This window comes from Aquimarina agarivorans (assembly GCF_000218485.1).
Taxonomy (GTDB): domain Bacteria; phylum Bacteroidota; class Bacteroidia; order Flavobacteriales; family Flavobacteriaceae; genus Aquimarina; species Aquimarina agarivorans.
Map to the genome: position 1 here is coordinate 18479 of NZ_AFPB01000086.1, position 22284 is coordinate 40762.

The following is a 22284-nucleotide window of genomic DNA, read 5'->3' on the forward strand; positions in this document are numbered from 1 at the left end:
AACGGTCGTTTTCTTTATTGTAGCAGAGACTATTTACTGCTTCTATTTTTTTTTAAATTTGGTACGCTTACTTCCTGAGTACATTTTATAATTTACTAAACGTGCCTCCAATTTAGCGTTAAATACTTTTATCTTTCGCGAAGGCCGTAATCCAACGTGTTTTAAAGCTTCTAAATCAGAAGTAATAAACCATGCCTCAGTACCAGGGTATTCTTTTTTAAGTGTATCCCCTATTTGTCCATAAAATGTTTCTATGTCAATAGGCAAACGTTCCCCGTAAGGAGGATTAAATACCATATGAAGTGATTTTTTAGCATCAATTTTTTTGGAAGACTCAAAAAAATCTGCTTGTTCAATGCTAATAAAATCAGTCATATTGGCATTTTCAATATTATCATGAGCTTTCCTAATTGCCGAAGGTGCTTTATCATATCCGGAAATTTTTACAGCGCAATCGCGTATTTTTTTGAGTACAGCAGCCTCTATTTTTTCAAAAAGATCCATATCCCAATCCAGCCATTTCTCAAAAGCAAATTCTTTTCTGTTCAAATTAGGAGGAATGTTACATGCAATCATAGCAGCTTCAATAAGTAGTGTACCACTACCACACATAGGATCTAAAAAATCTGATTGTCCCCTCCAACCTGAAAGTAGCAATAAACCAGCTGCTAATACTTCATTAATAGGTGCAATGTTAGTAGCTGTTCGGTACCCTCGATGGTGTAATGAATCCCCTGAGCTATCTAATGAAATGGTACAAATATCTTCGGATATGTGAATGGAAATCATTAAATCAGGGTGTGTGGTATCTACATCAGGACGCTCATTATATTTATCCCTAAACTGATCTACAATAGCATCTTTGGATTTTAATGCAACATATTTTGAATGATTAAAAGTAGTAGAATTAACTGTAGTTGCATATACCGCAAATGTATCATCTTTAAACATATAATCCTCCCAGTTGATGCTTTTGACAAAGTCGTACAATGCTTCATTATCAGCTATTTTTTTTTCAGCAATGGGTTTTAAAATTTTTAAAGCCGATCGCAGGCAAAGATTCGCTTTATACATAAAACCCGTATCTCCATAAAAACTCACCATACGATTGCCTTGAGTAATTTTTTCTGCTCCCAAAATTCTAAGCTCATTTGCAAGTATTTCTTCAAAACCATAAAAAGTTTTGGCAACCATTTTAAACGATGTATTCACTCTATATAAAAATTAGTAAAAATTAGTGTCTTTTTGATCAAATCAACTCACTATTAATTTTATAAAAAAATTATAAATATTTGTAATAAGTTGTAAGAATAAAAGACTTAAACAGTAACAACTATTGCAAAAATACATTAATTTTGTGCCCCTATGTCAAAAGATATTACAAAGTGGTATTCTGAGTGGTTTAACACGCCTTATTACCATTCATTATACAAAAATAGGGATGATTCAGAAGCTAAAAAGTTTATGGATAATCTAACACAGCATTTAAGCATACAAAAAAATGAAACTATTCTTGATTTAGCCTGCGGCAAAGGACGCCATAGTCGTTATTTAAATAGTTTAGGATACAGTGTTACTGGGATTGACTTATCAGATAACAGCATTAATTTTGCTAAGCAATTTCAGAATGATCGCCTACATTTTGCAGTACATGATATGACTAAGGTTTATGAGCAACAGTTTAATTTTGTGTTCAATCTTTTTACCAGTTTTGGTTATTTTGAAAAAGAGGAAGACAATTTAAACACCATAAAGGCCATAAAACAAAACCTAAAGCCAAACGGTATTGGTGTTATTGATTTTATGAATGTGGATTATGTAATTGAAAATTTAGTGCCCTCCGAAACAAAAAATGTTAATGATATTATTTATAACATTAATCGTTTTGTAGAGAATGGTTTTATAATCAAGAAAATCAATTTTATTGATAACGGAGATGCTTATAGCTTTAGCGAAAGGGTTAAAGCCATAAAATTGAACGAATTTAAAGCTTACTTTAAGGCTGCAGGTATGACACTACTTGAAATTTTTGGAGATTACAATCTAAACAAATTCAATACACATAATTCACCCCGATTAATCATGATTTTTCAATGATGATAAATTATTTGTTACCCATAATAGCGGTTATAATTGGTTTCGTTGTTGTTTATTTTTTGAAACTAGATAACCAGCGGAATATTAAAATACTACTAGCCTTTAGTGGTGGTTTTTTATTGGCTATTACCATATTCAATCTATTACCTGAAATTTTTGAACACAGCATCCACTCAACGAATTCAAAATACATTGGATTATTTGTTTTGTTTGGAATTTTATTTCAAATTTTTTTAGAATATTTTTCCAAAGGAGCTGAACATGGTCACGTACACAGCCATGATAGACAAAAAAAATTTCCATGGTTACTATTTTTCAGTTTATCCATACACGCTTTTTTGGAAGGTTTTCCTATACACAAAACGCATGGTTTACTTGCTGGAATTATTATTCATAAAATACCCGTTGCTATTATATTAGCTACGTTTTTATTACGATCTGCAATATCAAAACCGAATACGTTCATTTTTATGTTACTATTTGCCATAGCAACACCATTAGGTAGTTTCGTATCCGAAAATTTTGCAATAATAACTCATTATTATACTGAAATTGTTGCCTTAGTGATTGGGATATTTTTACATATTTCAACAACTATTCTTTTCGAAAGTAGTGAGGGACATCGTTTTAATTTAGCAAAATTTACAGCTATTATTTCTGCAATAGCTATAGCTTATTTCATTTAAATGTTTAGTAAAGAAGACGCCAAGCGCATAAGACAAGAATTTTGGACTAGTTTTGGGCAGGAATATCCCAGGAAATGGTTACTGTACAATACAAAGGTTAAAGAAATATCACTAAAATTTACATTCACCACTAAACTGGCGCAAGTTTCTATTGATATAGATGCTGATGATGCCCTAATCCAAGAATATTATTACGAAAAAATTTGGAGTTTAGAGCAAATTTTAAAAACTGAATTTATCCCAAACATTATTTTAGACCCAAAATATGAGGTTACCGCTGGTAAATTTGTTAGTAGAGCCTACATTCAGCTTAACAATGTTTCAATCCATAACAAAAAAACTTGGCAGGAAGTTTACCATTTTTTATACGATAATATGACACAGCTAGAATTGTTTTTTTATGAGTATGAAGATTTTATCAAAGGATAATACTTTATTTTGTTAAAAAATACTATCCTTTTGCAAGCTATACTAATTTTGAACGTATTGAATATAAAAAATTAAAATTTATGACAATGCTTCTAAAATATCTTCAGGGTCAGCTCTTTCTTTATAATCCGCTTTTACAAAGTCATATATTATAGTTCCATCGGTATCTACAATGTATGTAGCAGCAATAGGTAACTCCCTATTAGTATTTTGTTGACTTTTTTCAAGATTAATTCCAAAACTCAAATAAATTTCATTCAATTCTTCTGGAATTTGATATACTAAGTTGAATTTTTTAGCTAGCGAATTATCCTCATCTGTCAGTATCTCAAATGAAAGTTCATTTTTTTCGATCGTACTCAGTGAATTATCAGGTATTTCAGGTGTAATTGCTACTAAAACAGCATTTTTAGCCTCAATTTCAGGCAGTACCGCTTGCAGTGCTTTTAATTCCAAATTACAATATGGACACCATCCTCCTCTGTAAAAAGCTAAAACAACTTTTTTACCTTTTTGCAACATTTGGTTTACGGAAACTTTATTGCCCTTAGCGTTTGGTAATTGAATTTCAGGAATTTTTTTGCCAGTCCTTAATGAAGAAATTGCTAATTCACTTTCTTCTAGTTCTTTTATAGCTGCTAGCATCAGTTCCAATTTATCTTTAGGAATTTTTAAAGCGCTCTGATCAGCATAATCTTTTAGATGTTGTGTTAATGACATGTGTAATGTATTTGTGGTTAAATACTAAGTCGGTAATTTTTTTTAAAATAACGGAAAACTAATAAGTTTTTTATATAAAAATAATAATTAATTTAAATACTAATTTACTAAATCTATTACACAAAACTATTTAAGATGAGATAAATAAAGAAATAATCAATATTTTAACAGTAAATATGGAAGATTATTGTAACAATTTAATATTGAAAATACCAGAATGCATTATTTAAACAATTTTCCCTTAAATTTTGCTATTCCAAAACAACAGTAAAAAAACAAAAAAAATTTAAAAATCGTTTTAAATTTGTTGTTTATAAATAACTTAGAGTAAAATAATTATTTTAATATATAATTTGAAGAAAGACAAAATTTTTAGTAGTGTGCTAAAATTTGTAATGACTACAAATCTTTTGCAGCAGCAATCATTTCAGCAATATCCATCATCGGAATATCAGCTTCTTTTTCTTTATTTTTTATGCTATCCGTCATCATAGTATTACAAAATGGACAGCCTGCTGCAATAATATCAGGGTTTGTTTCCAGTGCTTGCTCGGTACGTTCAATATTAATTTCTTTGTCTCCTGGCTCCGCCTCCTTAAACATTTGAACACCGCCAGCACCGCAACACAATCCATTTCGTTTACTTTTTTTCATTTCAAATAATGCACATCTAATTTTTTGATTAAATCCCTCGGAGCTTTGTAAACAGCATTAGCTCGACCTAAATAACAAGGATCATGAAACGTAATCCGTTTGCCTTTAAATTGATCACCTTCTAACTTTAAACGACCTTCGTCCAATAAATTTTTTAAAAATTCTGTATGGTGTAGCACTTTATAATTACCTCCCAAACTTGGGTATTCATTTTTAATGGTATTGAAGCAATGTGGACAAGCAGTTACAATTTTTTTTACTTGATAAGCATTCATGACTTCTATATTAGCCATTGCCTGCATTTGAAATAAAAATTCATTACCTGCTCTTTTTGCAGGATCCCCGGTACAACTCTCTTCTGCGCCTAAAACAGCAAAATCAACTCTAGCATTGTTTAACAATTTGACAAATGCTTTGGTTATCTTTTTAGCTCGATCATCAAAACTACCTGCACAGCCTACCCAAAAAACAACTTCAGGTGGTTTTCCATCAGCTATACATTGGGCTAAGGTGGGGACTTTTAATGCTTCGTTCATAAGATTAGACTACTAAAATTAAGTGGTCACCGTATCATTTGACAATTCTGGTTTAATCAAATCAATGTGCCTATCATGGTAACCTAATAAATATAACACCCCATCCAGTCCTATACTTGAAATGGAACTTTGTGCGTTATCTTTAACCTTTGGTTTGGCATGGAATGCAATACCCAAGCCCGCTAAATTAAGCATCGGCAAATCATTTGCACCGTCACCAACAGCAATAGTTTGATCAATTGCAATCCCTTCTTTTTTTGCTATTTCTTTTAAAAATTCTGCCTTTTTATTTCCATCTACTATTTCGCCAACATATCCGCCTGTTAACACACCATCTTTAATTTCTAATTCGTTAGCATGCACATAGTCAATACCCAATTCTTTTTGTAAATAATGTCCAAAATAGGTGAATCCACCAGATAATATTGCAGTTTTGTAACCATACCGTTTTAAAGTGTCAATTAACCTACGAGCACCTTTGGTTATTGGCAAGTTGATAGCGACATTATGCAGCACCTCTTCACTTAACCCTTTTAATAACAGCATTCGTCTTTTAAAACTTTCGTTGAAATCAATTTCGCCCTGCATGGCAGATTCAGTAATTTCAGCTACCTGTTTACCTACCCCTGCTAAGTCAGCCAACTCATTTATAACTTCTGTTTGTATTAACGTAGAATCCATATCAAAACACACTAAACGTCTGTTTCTTCGGTAAATATTATCTTCCTGAAAAGCTATATCAACATCTAAATCTCTGGAAATTTGCATAAATTTTTCGGTAAATTCCGTTTTATCAGCAATTTCACCTCTTACAGATAATTCAATAGACGATCTAGGATATTCTTGTTCTTTAACAAGTGATAACCTTCCTGTTAATCGTTTTATAGAATCTATATTTAATTTTTTATCCGAAATTACTTCGGTTACCGCCGAAATTTGTTTTGCTGATAATTTTTCTCCCAGAAGGGTAATTATATAGCGATCTTTGCCGTGTAAATCCACCCATTTTTCATATTCATCAGAGCTAATTGGTTTAAATTTTGCCTTTATACCCAACTCATAAGCTCGGAAAAGTAAATCTTTTAAAACCGCTGCTGATTTTTTTCCTGAAGCTATTTCAAATAAAATACCGAGAGATAAAGTATCGTGAATGTTGGCTTGACCAATATCCAATACTTTAGCTCCATACTGTGCCAAAACACCTGTTAAAGATGACGTTAAACCAGGCTCATCCTGACCTGAAATATTTAAAAGGAAAATTTCTTTATTCATAATTATGTATACTACTCAATACGCATCGCAAAAATGACTAATCTATTTGGATTGTAAAAAATTATTTTCAAACTTTTACTAAAGATCGCATTCGCTTTTAAAATTAATTGGAGGTTTATTTAGAATGTGATTTAAATTCTAGGAATTTGCTATCAATTCAGCAATATCCAATACAGAAACGTCTGCTTCCTTTTCTTTATTTTTTATGCCATCAGTGAGCATCGTATTACAGTACGGGCATCCCGTTGCTATAATATTTGGTTGTGTTTCCAAAGCATCATCAGTACGTAAAATATTAATGTCCATATTCCCCTTTTCTGGTTCTTTAAACATTTGCGCACCTCCTGCTCCACAACACAATGCTGTTTGTTTACTACGTTTCATTTCAACAATGGTAGCTTTTGTGCTGGATAAAACTTTACGTGGGGCATCGTATTCGCTATTGGCCCTACCCAAATAGCATGGGTCATGAAAAGTAATTCTTTTCCCTTTATAGGTATTGCCTTCAACTTTTAAACGCCCTGATTGTATTAATTCGTCAATAAATTGTGTGTGGTGTAACACCTCATAATTACCTCCTAATCCAGGATATTCATTTTTTAAACAATTGAATGAATGTGGATCACAAGTAACAATTCGTTTAACTTCATAAGCATTTAGTACTTCAATATTTGTAACGGCCTGCATTTGAAACAAAAATTCATTTCCAGCACGCTTGGCAATATCACCAGTACAACTTTCTTCAGTTCCTAAAACGGCAAAATCAACATTTGCTTTATTTAGTATTTTTACGAAAGCCCTTGATATTTTTTTTGCTCGATCATCAAAACTGCCTGCAGATCCTACCCAAAATAAAATTTCAGGTTTTTTATTTGCTGCAAAACAGTCCGCCATTATTGGCACTTTAAGTTCATCGCTCATAATAAATTATAGCTGTTAAATTAAAAAAACTATTCGTTTACCCAGTTCAAACGATCCATTTGGTTATAAGGCCATGGCGCTCCATTATTTTCAATATTGGACATCATGTTATTCAATTCTGTAGGAGCGGCGCTTTCTTCCATTACCAGGTAACGACGCATTTCATTAATAATAGACAATGGATCAATACTTACAGGACATGTTTCCACGCAAGCATTACAGGTAGTACATGCCCAAAGTTCTTCTTTAGTAATGTAATCGCCTAGTAATTGTTTTCCGTCATCTTTAAATTCGCCTTTGTTGGCATCAATATTTTTACCAACTTCCTCTAAACGATCTCTGGTGTCCATCATAATTTTACGAGGAGATAACTTTTTACCGGTTAAATTAGCAGGACATTCGCTGGTACAACGGCCACATTCGGTACACGTGTAGGCATTCATCAATTGTACCCAATTTAAATCCATTACATCAGATGCTCCAAACTTAGCTACTTCCTCAGTTTCAGTCGAAGGATCAGGAGTAGCAAAAGGATCAGCATCAGGATCCATCATCAATTTAACTTCGTTTGTAACTGCTTCTAAATTATTAAATTGTCCGTTTGGTGTCAATTTAGCAAAATAGGTATTTGGAAATGCCAATAGAATATGTAGGTGTTTTGAAAAATACAGGTAATTTAAAAATATAAGTATCCCGGCAATATGCAGCCACCATGCAGTTCGCTCCACGATAATTAAAGCACTCTGAGATAAATTATCAATCAATGGCATAATCAACCAGCTACTTACAGGAAAAGCTCCCGCCTCAACATAATGAGGTGCACCAAGCAATTGAAGTTTGTAATCCGCAGCATTCATGGTTAAAAATAAGAGCATTAGGACTACTTCAAAATATAAAATGTTGTTCCCGTCACTTTTAGGCCAACCCTTCATTTCCGGACTTAAAAAACGTTTTAGTTTAATAACATTTCTTCTTGCCCAAAATGCGATAATGGCTATTAATACTAAAAGTGCTAAAACCTCAAAACTTCCTATAAGTATGTCATATACCTTTCCTAATGGAGCAAAAATCCTATGCGTTCCAAAAAGTCCGTCAATAATAATTTCTAAAACCTCAATGTTTATTATTAAAAAACCAACATACACTATAATATGTAGCAAACCAGCAATAGGCCTCCTAACCATTTTGGTTTGACCTAATGCTATTTTTGCCATATTTTTAAAACGCAAGTTTTTTTGATCAGAACGATCAATAGCTAATCCCAAATTTATATTACGGATTAGTTTGCGTACATTAATGGTAAAATATCCAATACCACCTGCTAAAAGTATAAAAAAAAGAATGTTAGGTATAAATTGCATAAACTATTTATTGTAATGAGTCTTTGGGCTTTTTGTAATCTTTATTTCGTTTTCCAAAAACAGAAAAATGGACATAGCGCTTTGGATTCAATTTCATATCCTGTAATAACATGTCCAATTGTTTTGTCGCTCTGTCAAGATTGTCATAAACTTCATTGTCGTTTAGGAATTTACCGGCAGAACCTTTACCCGCCTTTAAATTAGCTGCAATACCTGAAAAAGTAGCTACAGAAGCATCTAATTTTCGTATTAAATCATCAACAGGAGCATTAGATAGCTTTGTTGATAAAGTTTTAATACCAACTGAGGCTTCATTAAAATTACTAATTGTTTGTGACAATTTCAACTGATTTTCCGATATTAACGATTGTGCAGTACCTGTGGTATATTTTAGTGAATTTAAAGATGACGACAAATCTTTTAAAGATTTCCCCAAAACAATTGCGTTTTCTTCGCTCAAAATTTTATTTAGCGACGCTATCAACACATCAGTTTTAGTGAGTACGGTTTCAATTTTGTTTTGAAGTGGTGATAATTGATCCGTAATAGCGTCAATCATTCCTAGTTCAATATGCGATTTTAAAAAATCATTGCTTTTAGCGAAAATCTTTGGATTTTTTTCCGGAACAATGGCTAAACCATTTCCTTCAACAAATCCCATACTGTATATTTTGGCAGTACTGTTTTTCCCAAACTTAAAATCATTTGTTACACTAAAAGTGACTGTTAACTTGCCTTTTGCATCTGCAAATTCAATTTTTAGTACTTTTCCTACTTTAAAACCGTTAATGGTTACAGGCGAAGATGTCGTAAGTCCTTCTACATTATCGTACATCGCATAAAAAACACGATCCGTTTTTAGTAAGTTTTTTCCTTTTAAAAAACTATATCCAAAAATTAATAAAGCGATAGCTGAAAGAACTAATATTGATGCTTTGACTTCTCTTGTAATCTTCAAAATTGATTTTTATTTTATAAATTCAAATTTAGTGAATTAAATGGGACTTCAACGTAAACTAATTGTTTGAAGTTATTAATTTTTATTGAATCCAATTTACCTAACAAACATATAAAATGTTTCTTTTTTTTTAGATTAATTGGTTTAAAACGTTCATTAATTTATTGATAAAGCGCAATAAATTGGTTCGTATAAAACGTCTTAATTTTTAAAATTTTAGAACACCGTTTAAAATTTAGATAAAGATGATAAATAAACTAAAATTACTTGCTAAAAATCAATAGCTTCAGATAAAGGAATTTTTATTTGTTTTTAAAAGCAACAATAAAGCATGATGAAAAGCCTTTTTCAATCGCCAATTGTTTTACTTTTTTGATTCTTTCGTAAGAATTTTCAGTTCCGTAATAGTATTTAAAGACACCATCGTTTTCTTCAAAATAAACTTCTGACAAGCCTTTAAAATTAGCAGGAGTTGGCTCAATTTTACTTGACCCCACAGCAAGTTGTATTCGAAACTCCACCGCATTACTCGTTGCTATTATCTCTTTTGGCTCTTTTTTCACCTCTTGCTTATTCAACAATTTATCAGTAGCAGCTGTAATGGCAGGACGAATGGAATCTTTAATAATATTGGACAAATCTTTTTTAACAGTATTTTTTTCATAAATTTCAACTTCGGGAATATAATTTTCTAACACCGTATTTCTGTAGTTTTTAATGGCTTTAGCAATAGAAGTTGCCATTTCCAACTTTCCTTTCTTTGAATTTAGGTATTTGCCTTCGGATTTATTAGTTAAAAAACCTGTTTCAATAAGTACACTTGGCATAAAGGTGCGGTGCAACACTAAAAAACCAGCTTGCTTTACTCCCCTATTGGAGCGCTTTAATTTTTTTGTAAAATTTTGCTGCACAAAACTGGCTAAATTTAAACTTTGTTCTAAATATTCTTCCTGCATTAAGGTGAGTCCAATTACTGACTCGGGTGAGTTTGGATCAAAACCATCGTAATCCTGCTCGTAATTATCCTCTAAAAGAATTACGGCATTTTCTTTTTTGGCAATATTAAAATTTCGTTCATTTGCATGTAGCCCTAAAACGAACGTTTCAGTACCAAAAGCACTACTCTTATGTGCATTACAATGAACCGAAACAAACAAATCAGCCTTTGCTTTATTAGCAATATCAGCTCGCTTACTCAAAGGAATAAATACGTCGGTTTTACGCGTATATATTACTTTAATATTAGGGTCTGTTTTTAAAATTTCGCCTGTTTTCAGAATAATATCTAACGCAATATTTTTTTCAAAATACCCGTTCCCTCTATTCCCTGAATCATGTCCTCCATGACCTGCATCTAAAACTACAACAAAAGGTTTTTTATTACTTTTATTGTTTGTTTGTTGCTTGTTGTTTAATGGAGTTGTTTTAGCATAAAAAACAGTAGATACTGTTACAAATACTATGGCAAACAAATAATGTATTTTTATCATATGCAATTAAAGATTTACTACAAAGCCTCTTTTAACACCCTAATTTTCGTCACATAGTTAATAGTAAAACGTTCATTGGTTAATATTATGCTAAAAAAATAAAAAGGAAATTACTTTTTTAATACAATAACAATACCAAGCTGAAAAATAAATGTAATTTAGCTCGCTGAAATAACATGTAATTTCTGGCTACAAAAATAAGTTTATAAGATTTGCAAACAACATTGCGCTATATATTTTTTTTAATCCTAATGTGGTGTGGTGCTTCTACTACTTTTGCACAAGAAAAGCCAAATGCAAAAAACCTGAGCGAGGTTAAAAAAAAGGCAACTGACACCATAAATTCTTCAGTAGAAATTAATCTTACGGAACAGGATTCCACTTTAAATGACAGTATAAAAAAGAAATCTTTTTTAGAAGGTAATGTGGTTTATAGTGCTAAAAACTACATGCGTTTAAATCGTAAAAATAATAAAATGTATTTGTACGATGATGCTAAAATTAAATACACCGATATGGATATTGAATCGGGTAGTATTATTGTTCATCAGAGCAAAAAGGAAGTTTATGCCAAAGGAATCAAAGATTCTGCAGATGCTTACACCCAAACACCAATATTTACGCAAGGTCAAAATGTTGTAGAACCTGATACCATTCGTTTTAATTTTGATACAAAAAAAGCGTTGATTTATAATTCAAAAACAAGTCAAGGAGGTTTTAATATTATAAATGAGGTTTCAAAGCGCGAAAATGATTCGGTGGTATACATGAAAAATGTTCGTTTCACTACTTCCACTAATTTGGAAGATCCTGAATATTATTTTTACGCTAGACGCATAAAATTTGTTCCCAAAAAGAAAATTGTATCGGGTTTAGTCAATATGTATATTGCTGATGTTCCTACTCCTCTGGGGCTGCCTTTTGGTTATTTTCCTATGAAAGAAGAAGCGGTTTCAGGATTTATCGTTCCTAGTTTTAATGATAGTAATGACAGAGGATTTACATTACAAAACGGAGGTTATTATTTCGCTATAAGCGATTATATGGACTTGACTTTAGTGGGTGACTACTCTACCAATAATAGTTTTGCGTTGCGGGGCGACTCGAATTACGCCAAAAGATATCGATTTACTGGAAATGTGAGTATTCGATATGAAAATAATATTACTAGCCAGCGTGGTTTCCCAGATTTTTCTAAAGCTACAAATTATAATATTCGTTGGGCGCATAGTCAAAGCCAAAAAGCAAGCCCAAATTCACGTTTTTCAGCTAGTGTAAATTTTGGAAGCAGCCAGTTTTTTCAACAATCACGTAACTTGACTAACGTGGGATCACGTTTAAATACCGAGCTAAGCTCCAGTGTCTCCTACTCACGTACAATTCCAACAAATCCGCAAGTCAATTTTGATACGGCAATTCGAATCAGCCAAAATACAAGTAATCAACGAATTAATTTAACTACACCTTTAAATGTTACTGTTGCCCGAATTTATCCTCTTGCCCCTAAAGTTGGCGCAAAAAAAGGAATTTTACAAAATATAAATTTGCAATTGACCTCAAGGGCAGAAAGTAGGATTGAAACAAACGATGACAATTTTTTAACTTCCGAAATGTTTAGAGATGCTGATGTTGGTGTGCGCCATAGCATTCCTATAAGTACAAACTTTAAGGTTTTAAAATATTTTAGTGCATCTGCTAGTACAAATTTTCAGGAAAGCTGGGTATTTGAAACTATTGATCAAAACTACGCTCCTGACGATCCACGAAGCAATGAAAGAACAGGAGTTTTAAATGACACCATTAAAGGTTTTGATAATTTTAGAACTTATAATTTTAGTACCAGTTTAGGTACCACTATTTATGGAACAAAGGAATTTAAAAAAGACTCTAAAATAAAGGCAATAAGACATGTCATGCGTCCTAATGTAAGTTACAGCTACACACCCTCATTTGATCAATTTTTTGATGAGTATGTAATTCCTGCTGATCCAACGTTGGAACGAGAAGCCGAAACGGTTTCCTTTTCTAGATTTTCAGGTGGTTTTTATGGTGCCCCTGGTAATCGAATTTCAAGTGCTATGAGCTTTTCATTAAATAATGTGATAGAGGCTAAGGTTGCAGATAGAGATACTACTAAATTAGAACCTAAAAAGATTAAAATTTTAAATTCATTAAATTTTAGTAGCGGTTATGATTTTAGAGCAGAGGAATTCAAATTAAGGCCTGTAAGTGTCAGAGGAAGTATACCCGTGGTTGAAAAATTAACCCTAAATTTTGGTGGAACATTAAACCCATATGCATTAGATAATAATAACAATCAAATTGATCGTTGGAATATTGATAATGGCGGAAGTTTATTTCGACTTACCAATGCTAATTTAAACTTTGGTTATTCCTTTTCCAGCAACGACTTTAAAAAGAAAAAAGAGAAAGAACCTGATGAAGATGATTTAGATGATGAAACTTTTAGAAATGGTGGGCGCCGAGATGATTTGTTTGGTACGCATACCGATTTTAGGGATGGAAGCCTTTTTGAAGAAGAAACGGAAGAGGAAAAAGCTGAAAAAACCGACGTTGATTTTTACAATTACAAATTACCCTGGTCATTAAGGCTTTCTTATTCCGTTAATTATTTAAATACCAGGCGACAGGATGAAATCTCCTCACACTCATTATCTTTTTCAGGAGATATTGAATTAGCTCCTCGCTGGAAAGTTGGTGCATCTTCAGGCTACGATATACGAAATAAAGGATTTACATTTACCAATTTGCGCTTCCAACGTGATTTGGAAAGTTGGCGTATGAGTTTTAACTGGGTTCCCTTTAGTACAATTACCTCTTGGAACTTTTTTATTGGAATATCCTCATCCGTACTTAGTGATATTAAATGGGATAAACGCCGTCAGCCCGACAGAAGGCAGTAATAATTACAAAAAATAAACATGAACATAACTGTTATTGGAGGAGGAAATATGGGATTGACCTATGCCCTTTCTATTCATAAAAATTTTGATGAAGCTACCATAGCTATTATTGAAAAGGATGCTGAAAAAATAACGCATTTAAAAAACACCACCCCTTTTGCCATTCATACTAATGAAAACGAATGCTTAACCAATGCAAATATTATTTTGTTAGCTGTAAAGCCACAAGCATCAAATTTAGTATTTAAAAATATTGCTCATTTAATTAAGCCTAATCAATTAATCATTTCCATCATGGCTGGAGTTACTATGGAAAGTATTAAAATTGGCTTAAATGCTACTAAAATTGTTCGTGCAATGCCTAACTTGCCGGCGCAAGTTGGTCGTGGAGTTACGGGCTATCTACTTTCGGACACAATAACACTTGATGAAGGTTTACAAATACAACAAATTTTAAGCGCCACAGGAAAAGCAATCAAAGTTTTTAATGAAGATGCCATTGACGCCATTACGGCATTGTCAGGTAGTGGTCCAGCTTATGTTTTTTATTTTATGAATGCTATGATTGAACAAGCTGCTGCTTTTGGTTTTAATGAAAAAGAAGCTAAATCAATTATTTTACAAACGTTTTTGGGAACGGCCTCATTGTTTGAAAAATCCGAAGATAGTGCACAACTATGGATTGATAGGGTAACTTCAAAAGGAGGCACTACACATGCTGCAGTGACTAGTTTTAAAGCAGATCAACTTAATGAATCTATAAAAAAAGGAGTAGATCAGGCTTTTAAACGAGCTAAAGAATTGGCTAAAATTTAAAAAAATTACAACACAATACAACAAATTCAATATAAATTGAGTTTACTAAACTAAATTTTAACTAAACAATTTGTATGCAGAATACTGAAACCACTAACTCATCATCAAAATCATCAATAATTCAAAAAGTGATTATTGGTGTTTTAATCCTTTTAAGTATTGTCGCGCTGTATTTTGCTTTTTCTAATTATTCTAAATTAAAAGAAAATCAGCAGTTTTTTGAAACAGAAAAGTCCGTGCGTATTGCGGAACTGAAATCTTTACAGAAAGAATATGATGATTTACAATTAAATGATTCTATCCATCAGGATGAAATATTAGAAATTAATGAGCGATTAAAAATTGTATTAGACTCCGTTGAAGATTTAAAAGCCAATACAGAATTAGTCAACGATTTACAGCGAGTTAAACGAAATTTATTGGCAAAGCTTAAGCGATTGAAGCTGGAGAATAAAGAGCTAAAAGAGAAAAATGCACTTCTGGCTATACAAAAAGATAGTATCTCTTCGGAATTATCAAGTGCCTTAGTAGTTTACGATTCAGTAAATGAAATAAAGAAAAATCTTGAATTAGTAGTTGCAAAAGCGCAAAAGTTATTTGTATCTGGCGTAAATTTTAAAGCGGTAAGAATTAAATCAAATAATAAGGTAGTTCCTGTTACAAAAGCTAAAAAAGCGTCAGGAATTGAAGTTTGCTTTGATGTTCAAGCAAATACTGTAGCCGAATCAGGTGAAAAAAGCTTTTATATTCAAGTGGTATCTCCTTCTAAAAAGGTTTTGGGAGGGCGCTTTTATATGAATGAAGAAGATGATAGATCAATCAATTTTAGTAAAGTTTCTAAGTTCCGTTACAAAGGCAAAGCTATGACGGTTTGTGACTTTGTAGAACCTTTAGATAATGAAGCTTTTGAAAGTGGTAAATACACGGTAAATATTTTTGATGGTGTTAACTTAATAAGTTCTTCAGCCATTAGCTTAAAATAAATATTACCCATCTTAGTTATAAAAAAACTCCAGATACAATCTGAATTTGTATCTGGAGTTTTTCATTTTATCTTACATTGATTCAAATTTTAAATTATTTTTAGGTTGAATAATACCATTGTTCATTACGACAACGTAAATTAATTACTCAAAGGTTTCTCGTAATTTTCTAAAATATTTCATTATCAACAATTTAAATTAATTTTTTTTAAATAAAAAAACCCGATATAAAACTATATCGGGTTTTTAAAATTCTTAATTTCAATTTATATTGCTGGTAAATCTCCTTCAATATTTTTAGACGGCAAGTCTGATTTTCCCATTAAAAAGATATCTACCTCTCTAGCTGCTTCACGACCCTCGGAAATTGCCCAAACAATTAATGATTGTCCTCTACGCATATCACCTGCAGCAAAAATATTAGGCACATTAGTTTGGTAATTACCATAATCGGCCTTATAATTTGAGCGTGCATCAGTTTCAATACCTAATTGATCCGCTAAATATCCTTCAGGACCTGTAAATCCAAGCGCTAACAAAGCTAAATCACATGGCCAAGTTTTTTCAGTTCCTTCAATTTCAATTAATTGAGGTCGTTGACCTGGAATTATTTTCCATTCAACATTAACCGTTTTTAAAGCCGTAAGTTTACCGTTCTCATCGGTTACAAACTCTTTCGTATTAATTAGCCAATTACGCTCCACGCCTTCTTTATGTGATGAAGATGTTTTCAATTTCAATGGCCAGTAAGGCCATGGAGTACTTGCAGCTCTATCACCTGGTGGTTTTGGCATAATTTCAAAATTAACCACAGATTTTGCGCCTTGTCTGTTGGAAGTACCCACACAGTCAGATCCTGTATCTCCGCCACCAATAACAATTACATTTTTACCTGTTGCTAAAACTTGGTCTTGAACTTCTTTACCAAACACTACCTTGGTTTGCTGAGTCAAAAAGTGCATTGCTTGCACCACTCCGTCAGCATCAATACCAGGTGTTGGCAATGACCTTCTTTGTGTTGCACCACCAGTTAATACGATAGCATCAAAAGCTTTCAATTCATCAACTGAAACATTTTTACCAACATCTGCATTTACTTTAAAAGTAATTCCCTCGGCTTCCAGAATAGCTAAACGACGATCAATAATCTCCTTTTCCATTTTAAAATTAGGAATACCGTAACGTAACAATCCTCCAATTTCATCATCTCTTTCAAAAACAGTTACTAAGTGTCCTGCTCTATTCAACTGTTGTGCAGTTGCTAAACCAGCAGGACCAGAACCTACAACAGCAACCGTTTTTCCTGTTCTGGTTTTAGGTGCCTGAGGTTTTATCCAACCTTCTTTAAAAGCACGTTCTACAATATTTTTTTCTATATTTTCAATAGAAATTGGGTCTTCAATAATTCCTAAAACACACGCTTGCTCACAAGGAGCTGGACATAAACGTCCCGTGAATTCAGGAAAATTATTAGTTGAGTGTAAAATTAATGATGCTTTTTGCCATTCGCCTTGATGCACCATGTGGTTAAAATCAGGAATTAAATTTCCTAATGGGCAACCACTATGGCAAAAAGGAATACCACAATCCATACATCTTGATCCTTGAGTTGTCAATTCTTGTTCACTCAAAGGAATCGTAAATTCTTTATAATCCTGTAAACGTTCTTTTACAGGTTCGTAAGCTTCGTCTTTTCTATCGAACTCTTTAAATCCAGTTACTTTTCCCATTATTACGCTTCTGTTAATTCTTCAACCATAGGCTCTTCGTTAGCAATTCTTTCCAATGCCACTTTATATTCTTTAGGCATTACCTTTACAAAATTGGCTAAACTATTATCCCAGTCAGCTAAAACTTCTTTACCTCTATTACTATTTGTATAAGCAACATGGTTTTCAATTAATCCTTTCAATTCCAAAGCATCTTGTGCTGATATAGGATCAAAATCAATAGTTTCTTCGTTACACAAACCTTTAGTAAATTTACCTGTAGTATTTAATACATACGCATAACCACCACTCATACCAGCAGCAAAGTTACGTCCTGTATCACCTAACACTACAATTCTACCTCCAGTCATATACTCACAACCATGATCGCCTAGTCCCTCTACAACTGCTGTAGCTCCTGAATTACGCACGGCAAAACGTTCACCGGCAATACCATTAATATAGGCTTCCCCTTTTACTGCTCCAAATAAACATACATTACCTACAATGATATTATGTTCGGCAATAAAATCAGCATCCGCAGGCTTTTTAACTATAATTTTGGCTCCAGACAATCCTTTACCTAAATAATCGTTTGTGTTACCTTCCACTGTAAAGGTGATACCATGAGCTCCAAATACACCAAAACTTTGTCCTGCTGAACCATTAAATTTTAAATGTAATGTATCTGCTGGCAATCCTAAATGACCGTATATTTTTGATATTTCATTAGAAACAATAGCTCCTACTGATCTATCAACATTTTTAATTGGATAAGATAGGTGTGTTACCTCTTTTCTGAACACAGCGGCATGCGCATCCTTTAAAATCTGGAAATCAATCACATTATCTAAATTATGATCTTGCTTTTCGCTATTTTTTATTGGCAATTCACTGTAACCTTCAGGTTGGTATAAAATTGCTGATAAGTCTAATCCTTTAGCTTTATAATGCTCAATTGCTTTGTTAGAATTAATCTTTTGAGTTTGACCAATCATTTCATCCATAGTACGGAATCCTAATTGCGCCATAATTTCCCTCAATTCATTTGCTACATAGTAAAAGAAGTTAATTACATGTTCAGGCGTACCCTTAAAGTTCTTGCGTAACTCTTTATCTTGCGTTGCTATACCTACAGGACATGTATTTAAATGACACTTACGCATCATAATACATCCTGAAGCTACTAATGGCGCTGTAGCAAAACCAAATTCTTCGGCACCTAATAGCGCTGCAATTGCTACATCACGACCTGTTTTTAATTGCCCGTCGCATTCAACAACAATTCTAGATCGCAAATTATTTAGCACCAATGTTTGTTGTGCTTCCGCTAATCCAAGTTCCCAAGGAAGACCTGCATGCTTAAGCGATGTTAATGGAGATGCTCCTGTACCACCATCATAACCTGAAATTAATACTACATCAGCCTTTGCTTTTGCAACACCCGCAGCAATTGTTCCTACGCCTACTTCTGATACTAATTTTACGTTGATTCGCGCCTCTCTGTTGGCATTCTTTAAATCGTAAATTAATTGAGCTAAATCTTCAATTGAATAAATATCATGATGTGGAGGTGGAGAAATTAATCCAACAAACGGCGTTGAATTTCTGGCAGCAGCAATCCACGGCAACACTTTAGTCCCTGGCAACTGACCTCCCTCACCTGGCTTAGCACCCTGAGCCATTTTAATTTGAATTTCCTTAGCAGAACTTAAGTAGTGCGAAGTTACTCCAAAACGTCCTGAGGCTACTTGCTTAATTGCAGAGTTTTTATTATCACCATTTGCATCTGGTTGAAAACGCTTTCTGTCCTCACCACCTTCACCAGAGTTCGATTTACCTCCTAAACGGTTCATTGCAATGGCTAAATTTTCATGTGCTTCTCTGGAAATAGATCCATAAGACATGGCACCTGTTTTAAAACGCTTTACAATTTCAGTCCAAGGTTCTACTTCATCTAATGGAATAGGATCCAGGTTATCAAACTCAAACAATCCTCGTATAGTTAAATGTTTTTTGGACTGTTCATTAATATCATTTTTGTATATATCGTATGAAGCCTGATCACTCAAACGTACTGCTTGTTGTAGTTTTGCAACCGTTACAGGATTAAATAAATGGCGTTCACCATTTCTTCTCCAACGGTAATCACCACCGATATTTAAACCTAAACGTTTATCAATTTGAGTATCCGGATATGCGTATTTGTAACGCTTGTCAATTTCTTTTTCAATTTCATATAAACCGATACCTTCAATTCTTGAAGCTGTATACGGAAAATATTTATTTACAAATTCAGAATTGAATCCAACAATTTCAAAAATTTGAGATCCTCGGTAGGAATGCAATGTCGAAATACCAATTTTGTTCATTACCTTCAAGATACCTTTACCGATAGCTTTGTTAAAGTTATCTACAGCCTTTTGCTCATCCATTTCAATAAAACCTTCCTGCACCTGTAAACGAATGATTTCATTTACCATATAAGGGTTAATTGCAGAGGCTCCATATCCAAATAACGTTGCAAAATGATGTGGCTCTCTTGGTTCAGCGGATTCAATAACAATATCAAAGTAAGAACGTTTACGTAAACGGTTCATTTGATGGTGTACGTACGAACATGCTAATAGTGCTGGAATAGGCGCTGAACCTTCCTTAGCTCCCCTATCCGAAAGAATAATGATATTAACATCATTATCCACAGCTTTAGATATTTTAGAGATAATCATATCAAGACCATCTTCTAAGCCATTCATTCCTTTGTCCTTTTCATACAATATCTCTATTGTTTCAGCTTTAAAGCCTTCCACATCGATATTTCTGATTTTTTCTAAATCATTATTAGAAATTACAGGGTTTTGGATTCTTAATTTTTTACACTGATCTGGTGTGATATCAAAAATATTCTTGTCATGACCAAGTGCTAAGCTAATATCAGTAACCACTTCTTCACGAATACCATCTAATGGCGGATTAGTTACTTGAGCAAATAATTGTTTGAAGTAGTTCGATATTAATTGTGGTCTGTCAGACAACACTGCCAATGGTGTATCAATACCCATTGAGCCTAAAGCTTCTTTGCCCACTTGAGCCATTGGTACGATAACTTCTTGAATATCTTCTATAGTATAATTGTATAAACGCTGTCTTGTTTTTAGATCTAATGTTTCAATAGGACATGCCTCATTATTATTAGGCACATCTTTTAATTGTAAATTGTTTTCGTCTAACCATTTGCGGTATGGACGTTCAGAAACAATTTTATTTTTGATTTCTTCATCATCAATAATTCGTCCTTCATTCATGTCCACTAAAAACATTTTACCTGGCTCCAAACGACCATGACTCTCAATGTCTGAAGGTTCAATATCAACTACCCCAACTTCCGAAGACATAATCAATTTACCGCTTTTAGTCACCGTATAACGAGAAGGTCTTAAACCATTTCGATCAAGTAACGCTCCAATATAATCACCGTCAGTAAAAGGTACTGAAGCTGGTCCATCCCAAGGCTCCATGATACATGAATTGTATTCATAAAAAGCCTTTCTTTCCTCTGACATTGTAGCGTGCTTTTCCCATGCTTCAGGAATCGTCATCATCATAACCTCGGGCAAAGAACGTCCTGTTAAAGTCAATAACTCTACTGACATATCCATAGAAGCTGAATCGGATTTCCCTGGTAAAATAATTGGAAATAAATCTTCAATTTGATCTCCAAAGATACCAGACTTCATGATTTCTTCGCGTACACGCATTCTGGAAACATTACCTCTCAACGTATTTATTTCACCATTTTGACATAAAAATCTAAAAGGTTGTGCTAATTCCCATGCAGGCATTGTGTTTGTTGAAAAACGCTGATGTACAAGTGCTAATCTAGTCACTAAATCTGGCTGCTGTAAATCCGTGTAATAAGGACCTATATCCTCAGGCATTATGATACCTTTATATATAAGTGTAGTATTTGATAAACTTGGGATGTAAAAATAATCAGCCTCTGAAATTTTTGAGTTTCGAATGGCATGCTCAGCTATTTTGCGAGCAGCATATAACTTGGCTCTAAAAATAGTTTCCTCTAATTCACCCTGAGCAATAAATATTTGCTCAATTGCAGGTTCAGATGCCAATGCTATTTTACCCAATTGTGTTGAATCCACGGGTACAGTTCTCCATCCTAAAATTTCTAAGCCTTGAGCCTTAATTTGCTTTTCAAACTCGTTCTTACAAAAAGTGTATTGATTGATATTTTTTGGTAAAAATATCATTCCTACTGCATATTGTCGTTGTTCAGGTAGTTTGAAATTACAAACTCTAGTAAAGTAATCATGTGGTATGTCAATAAGTAAACCAGCACCATCACCAGTTCTACCATCAGCACTTACACCACCACGATGTTCTAGCTTTACTAAAATTTCTAATGCATCATGAATAATTTGATTGGTCTTTTCCCCTTTAAGGTTACAGATAAAACCAGCCCCACAGTTTTCATGCTCAAATTCAGGCAAATACATTCCTTGTTTTTGCATATTCTTATTTCTCTTAAGTTTTTCCGGTGCAAAATTACGAAAACGCTAAGGATTCCGAAAATTTATAACATTATAATAGTCTCTTTTGCGAGTTAGCCATTTTTAGCCGTAGTTTTTTATTAATTCTCACTAAACTGTCAATTTTTGTAAGAATTTAACAATCACAGTTTTTAAACATTTTGTTTAAATTTCATTCTAT

15 protein-coding genes and 1 pseudogene are annotated in these 22284 nt (G+C 33.2%); 6 read left to right on the forward strand and 10 right to left on the reverse strand.

Going from position 1 to position 22284, the window contains the following annotated elements; genetic code table 11:
* Positions 1 to 42 precede the first annotated feature (42 nt).
* Entirely contained in the window at positions 43 to 1194 is a 1152-nt protein-coding gene (locus GMC_RS0104130) for a THUMP domain-containing class I SAM-dependent RNA methyltransferase (protein WP_010520947.1), read from the reverse strand.
* A gap of 171 nt (positions 1195 to 1365) precedes the next feature.
* Between GMC_RS0104130 and GMC_RS0104135 the strand changes: the two genes are divergently transcribed.
* The 3 genes from GMC_RS0104135 to GMC_RS0104145 are packed head-to-tail and all read left to right on the forward strand — an operon-like array spanning position 1366 to position 3212.
* Positions 1366 to 2097, forward strand: a complete 732-nt coding sequence (locus tag GMC_RS0104135; RefSeq protein WP_010520948.1) for a class I SAM-dependent methyltransferase — start codon at positions 1366 to 1368, stop codon at positions 2095 to 2097.
* Positions 2094 to 2783: a ZIP family metal transporter gene (locus tag GMC_RS0104140; protein ID WP_010520949.1), complete on the forward strand. Its 690-nt coding sequence runs from the start codon at positions 2094 to 2096 to the stop codon at positions 2781 to 2783. The genes GMC_RS0104135 and GMC_RS0104140 overlap by 4 nt, the downstream gene beginning before the upstream one ends.
* Positions 2784 to 3212 (forward strand): DUF4268 domain-containing protein, encoded by a 429-nt coding sequence (locus GMC_RS0104145; protein WP_010520950.1) that lies wholly within the window; start codon positions 2784 to 2786, stop codon positions 3210 to 3212.
* Positions 3213 to 3290: 78 nt separating this feature from the next.
* Here the strand turns inward: GMC_RS0104145 and GMC_RS0104150 are convergent, their stop codons facing one another.
* The 7 genes and pseudogenes from GMC_RS0104150 to GMC_RS0104180 all read right to left on the reverse strand — a co-directional run bounded on the left by GMC_RS0104150 (position 3291) and on the right by GMC_RS0104180 (position 11124).
* Positions 3291 to 3932, reverse strand: a complete 642-nt coding sequence (locus GMC_RS0104150; protein WP_010520951.1) for a peroxiredoxin-like family protein — start codon at positions 3930 to 3932, stop codon at positions 3291 to 3293.
* Between the two features lie 399 nt (positions 3933 to 4331).
* A pseudogene (locus tag GMC_RS19035) lies at positions 4332 to 5122 on the reverse strand ((Fe-S)-binding protein).
* A gap of 18 nt (positions 5123 to 5140) precedes the next feature.
* Positions 5141 to 6394 (reverse strand): phosphoserine phosphatase SerB, encoded by a 1254-nt coding sequence (gene serB / locus GMC_RS0104160; RefSeq protein WP_010520952.1) that lies wholly within the window; start codon positions 6392 to 6394, stop codon positions 5141 to 5143.
* A gap of 138 nt (positions 6395 to 6532) precedes the next feature.
* Complete coding sequence (locus tag GMC_RS0104165) at positions 6533 to 7315, reverse strand: (Fe-S)-binding protein (RefSeq protein ID WP_010520953.1); 783 nt, start codon at positions 7313 to 7315, stop codon at positions 6533 to 6535.
* Positions 7316 to 7344: 29 nt separating this feature from the next.
* The gene (locus GMC_RS0104170; RefSeq protein WP_010520954.1) at positions 7345 to 8676 is read right to left on the reverse strand and encodes a 4Fe-4S dicluster domain-containing protein; all 1332 of its coding nucleotides are present in this window, start codon (positions 8674 to 8676) and stop codon (positions 7345 to 7347) included.
* A gap of 7 nt (positions 8677 to 8683) precedes the next feature.
* Positions 8684 to 9634: an MlaD family protein gene (locus GMC_RS0104175; protein WP_010520955.1), complete on the reverse strand. Its 951-nt coding sequence runs from the start codon at positions 9632 to 9634 to the stop codon at positions 8684 to 8686.
* A gap of 302 nt (positions 9635 to 9936) precedes the next feature.
* Positions 9937 to 11124: an N-acetylmuramoyl-L-alanine amidase family protein gene (locus GMC_RS0104180; protein WP_040472422.1), complete on the reverse strand. Its 1188-nt coding sequence runs from the start codon at positions 11122 to 11124 to the stop codon at positions 9937 to 9939.
* Positions 11125 to 11375: 251 nt separating this feature from the next.
* Here GMC_RS0104180 and GMC_RS0104185 point away from each other — a divergent pair, with 251 nt between their 5' ends.
* The 3 genes from GMC_RS0104185 to GMC_RS0104195 all read left to right on the forward strand — a co-directional run bounded on the left by GMC_RS0104185 (position 11376) and on the right by GMC_RS0104195 (position 15847).
* On the forward strand, positions 11376 to 14048 hold the full coding sequence (locus GMC_RS0104185; RefSeq protein WP_040472423.1) for a putative LPS assembly protein LptD: 2673 nt from the start codon (positions 11376 to 11378) through the stop codon (positions 14046 to 14048).
* A gap of 18 nt (positions 14049 to 14066) precedes the next feature.
* Positions 14067 to 14864 (forward strand): pyrroline-5-carboxylate reductase, encoded by a 798-nt coding sequence (proC, locus tag GMC_RS0104190; protein WP_010520958.1) that lies wholly within the window; start codon positions 14067 to 14069, stop codon positions 14862 to 14864.
* Positions 14865 to 14938: 74 nt separating this feature from the next.
* Positions 14939 to 15847 (forward strand): DUF8428 domain-containing protein, encoded by a 909-nt coding sequence (locus tag GMC_RS0104195; RefSeq protein ID WP_010520959.1) that lies wholly within the window; start codon positions 14939 to 14941, stop codon positions 15845 to 15847.
* A 266-nt stretch (positions 15848 to 16113) separates the two neighbouring features.
* On the opposite strand, the gene GMC_RS0104200 is transcribed toward GMC_RS0104195, so the two are convergent.
* Both GMC_RS0104200 and gltB read right to left on the reverse strand, forming a co-directional pair.
* Positions 16114 to 17577, reverse strand: a complete 1464-nt coding sequence (locus tag GMC_RS0104200; protein WP_010520960.1) for a glutamate synthase subunit beta — start codon at positions 17575 to 17577, stop codon at positions 16114 to 16116.
* Between the two features lie 2 nt (positions 17578 to 17579).
* Complete coding sequence (gene gltB / locus GMC_RS0104205) at positions 17580 to 22085, reverse strand: glutamate synthase large subunit (RefSeq protein WP_010520961.1); 4506 nt, start codon at positions 22083 to 22085, stop codon at positions 17580 to 17582.
* Positions 22086 to 22284: the final 199 nt, after the last annotated feature.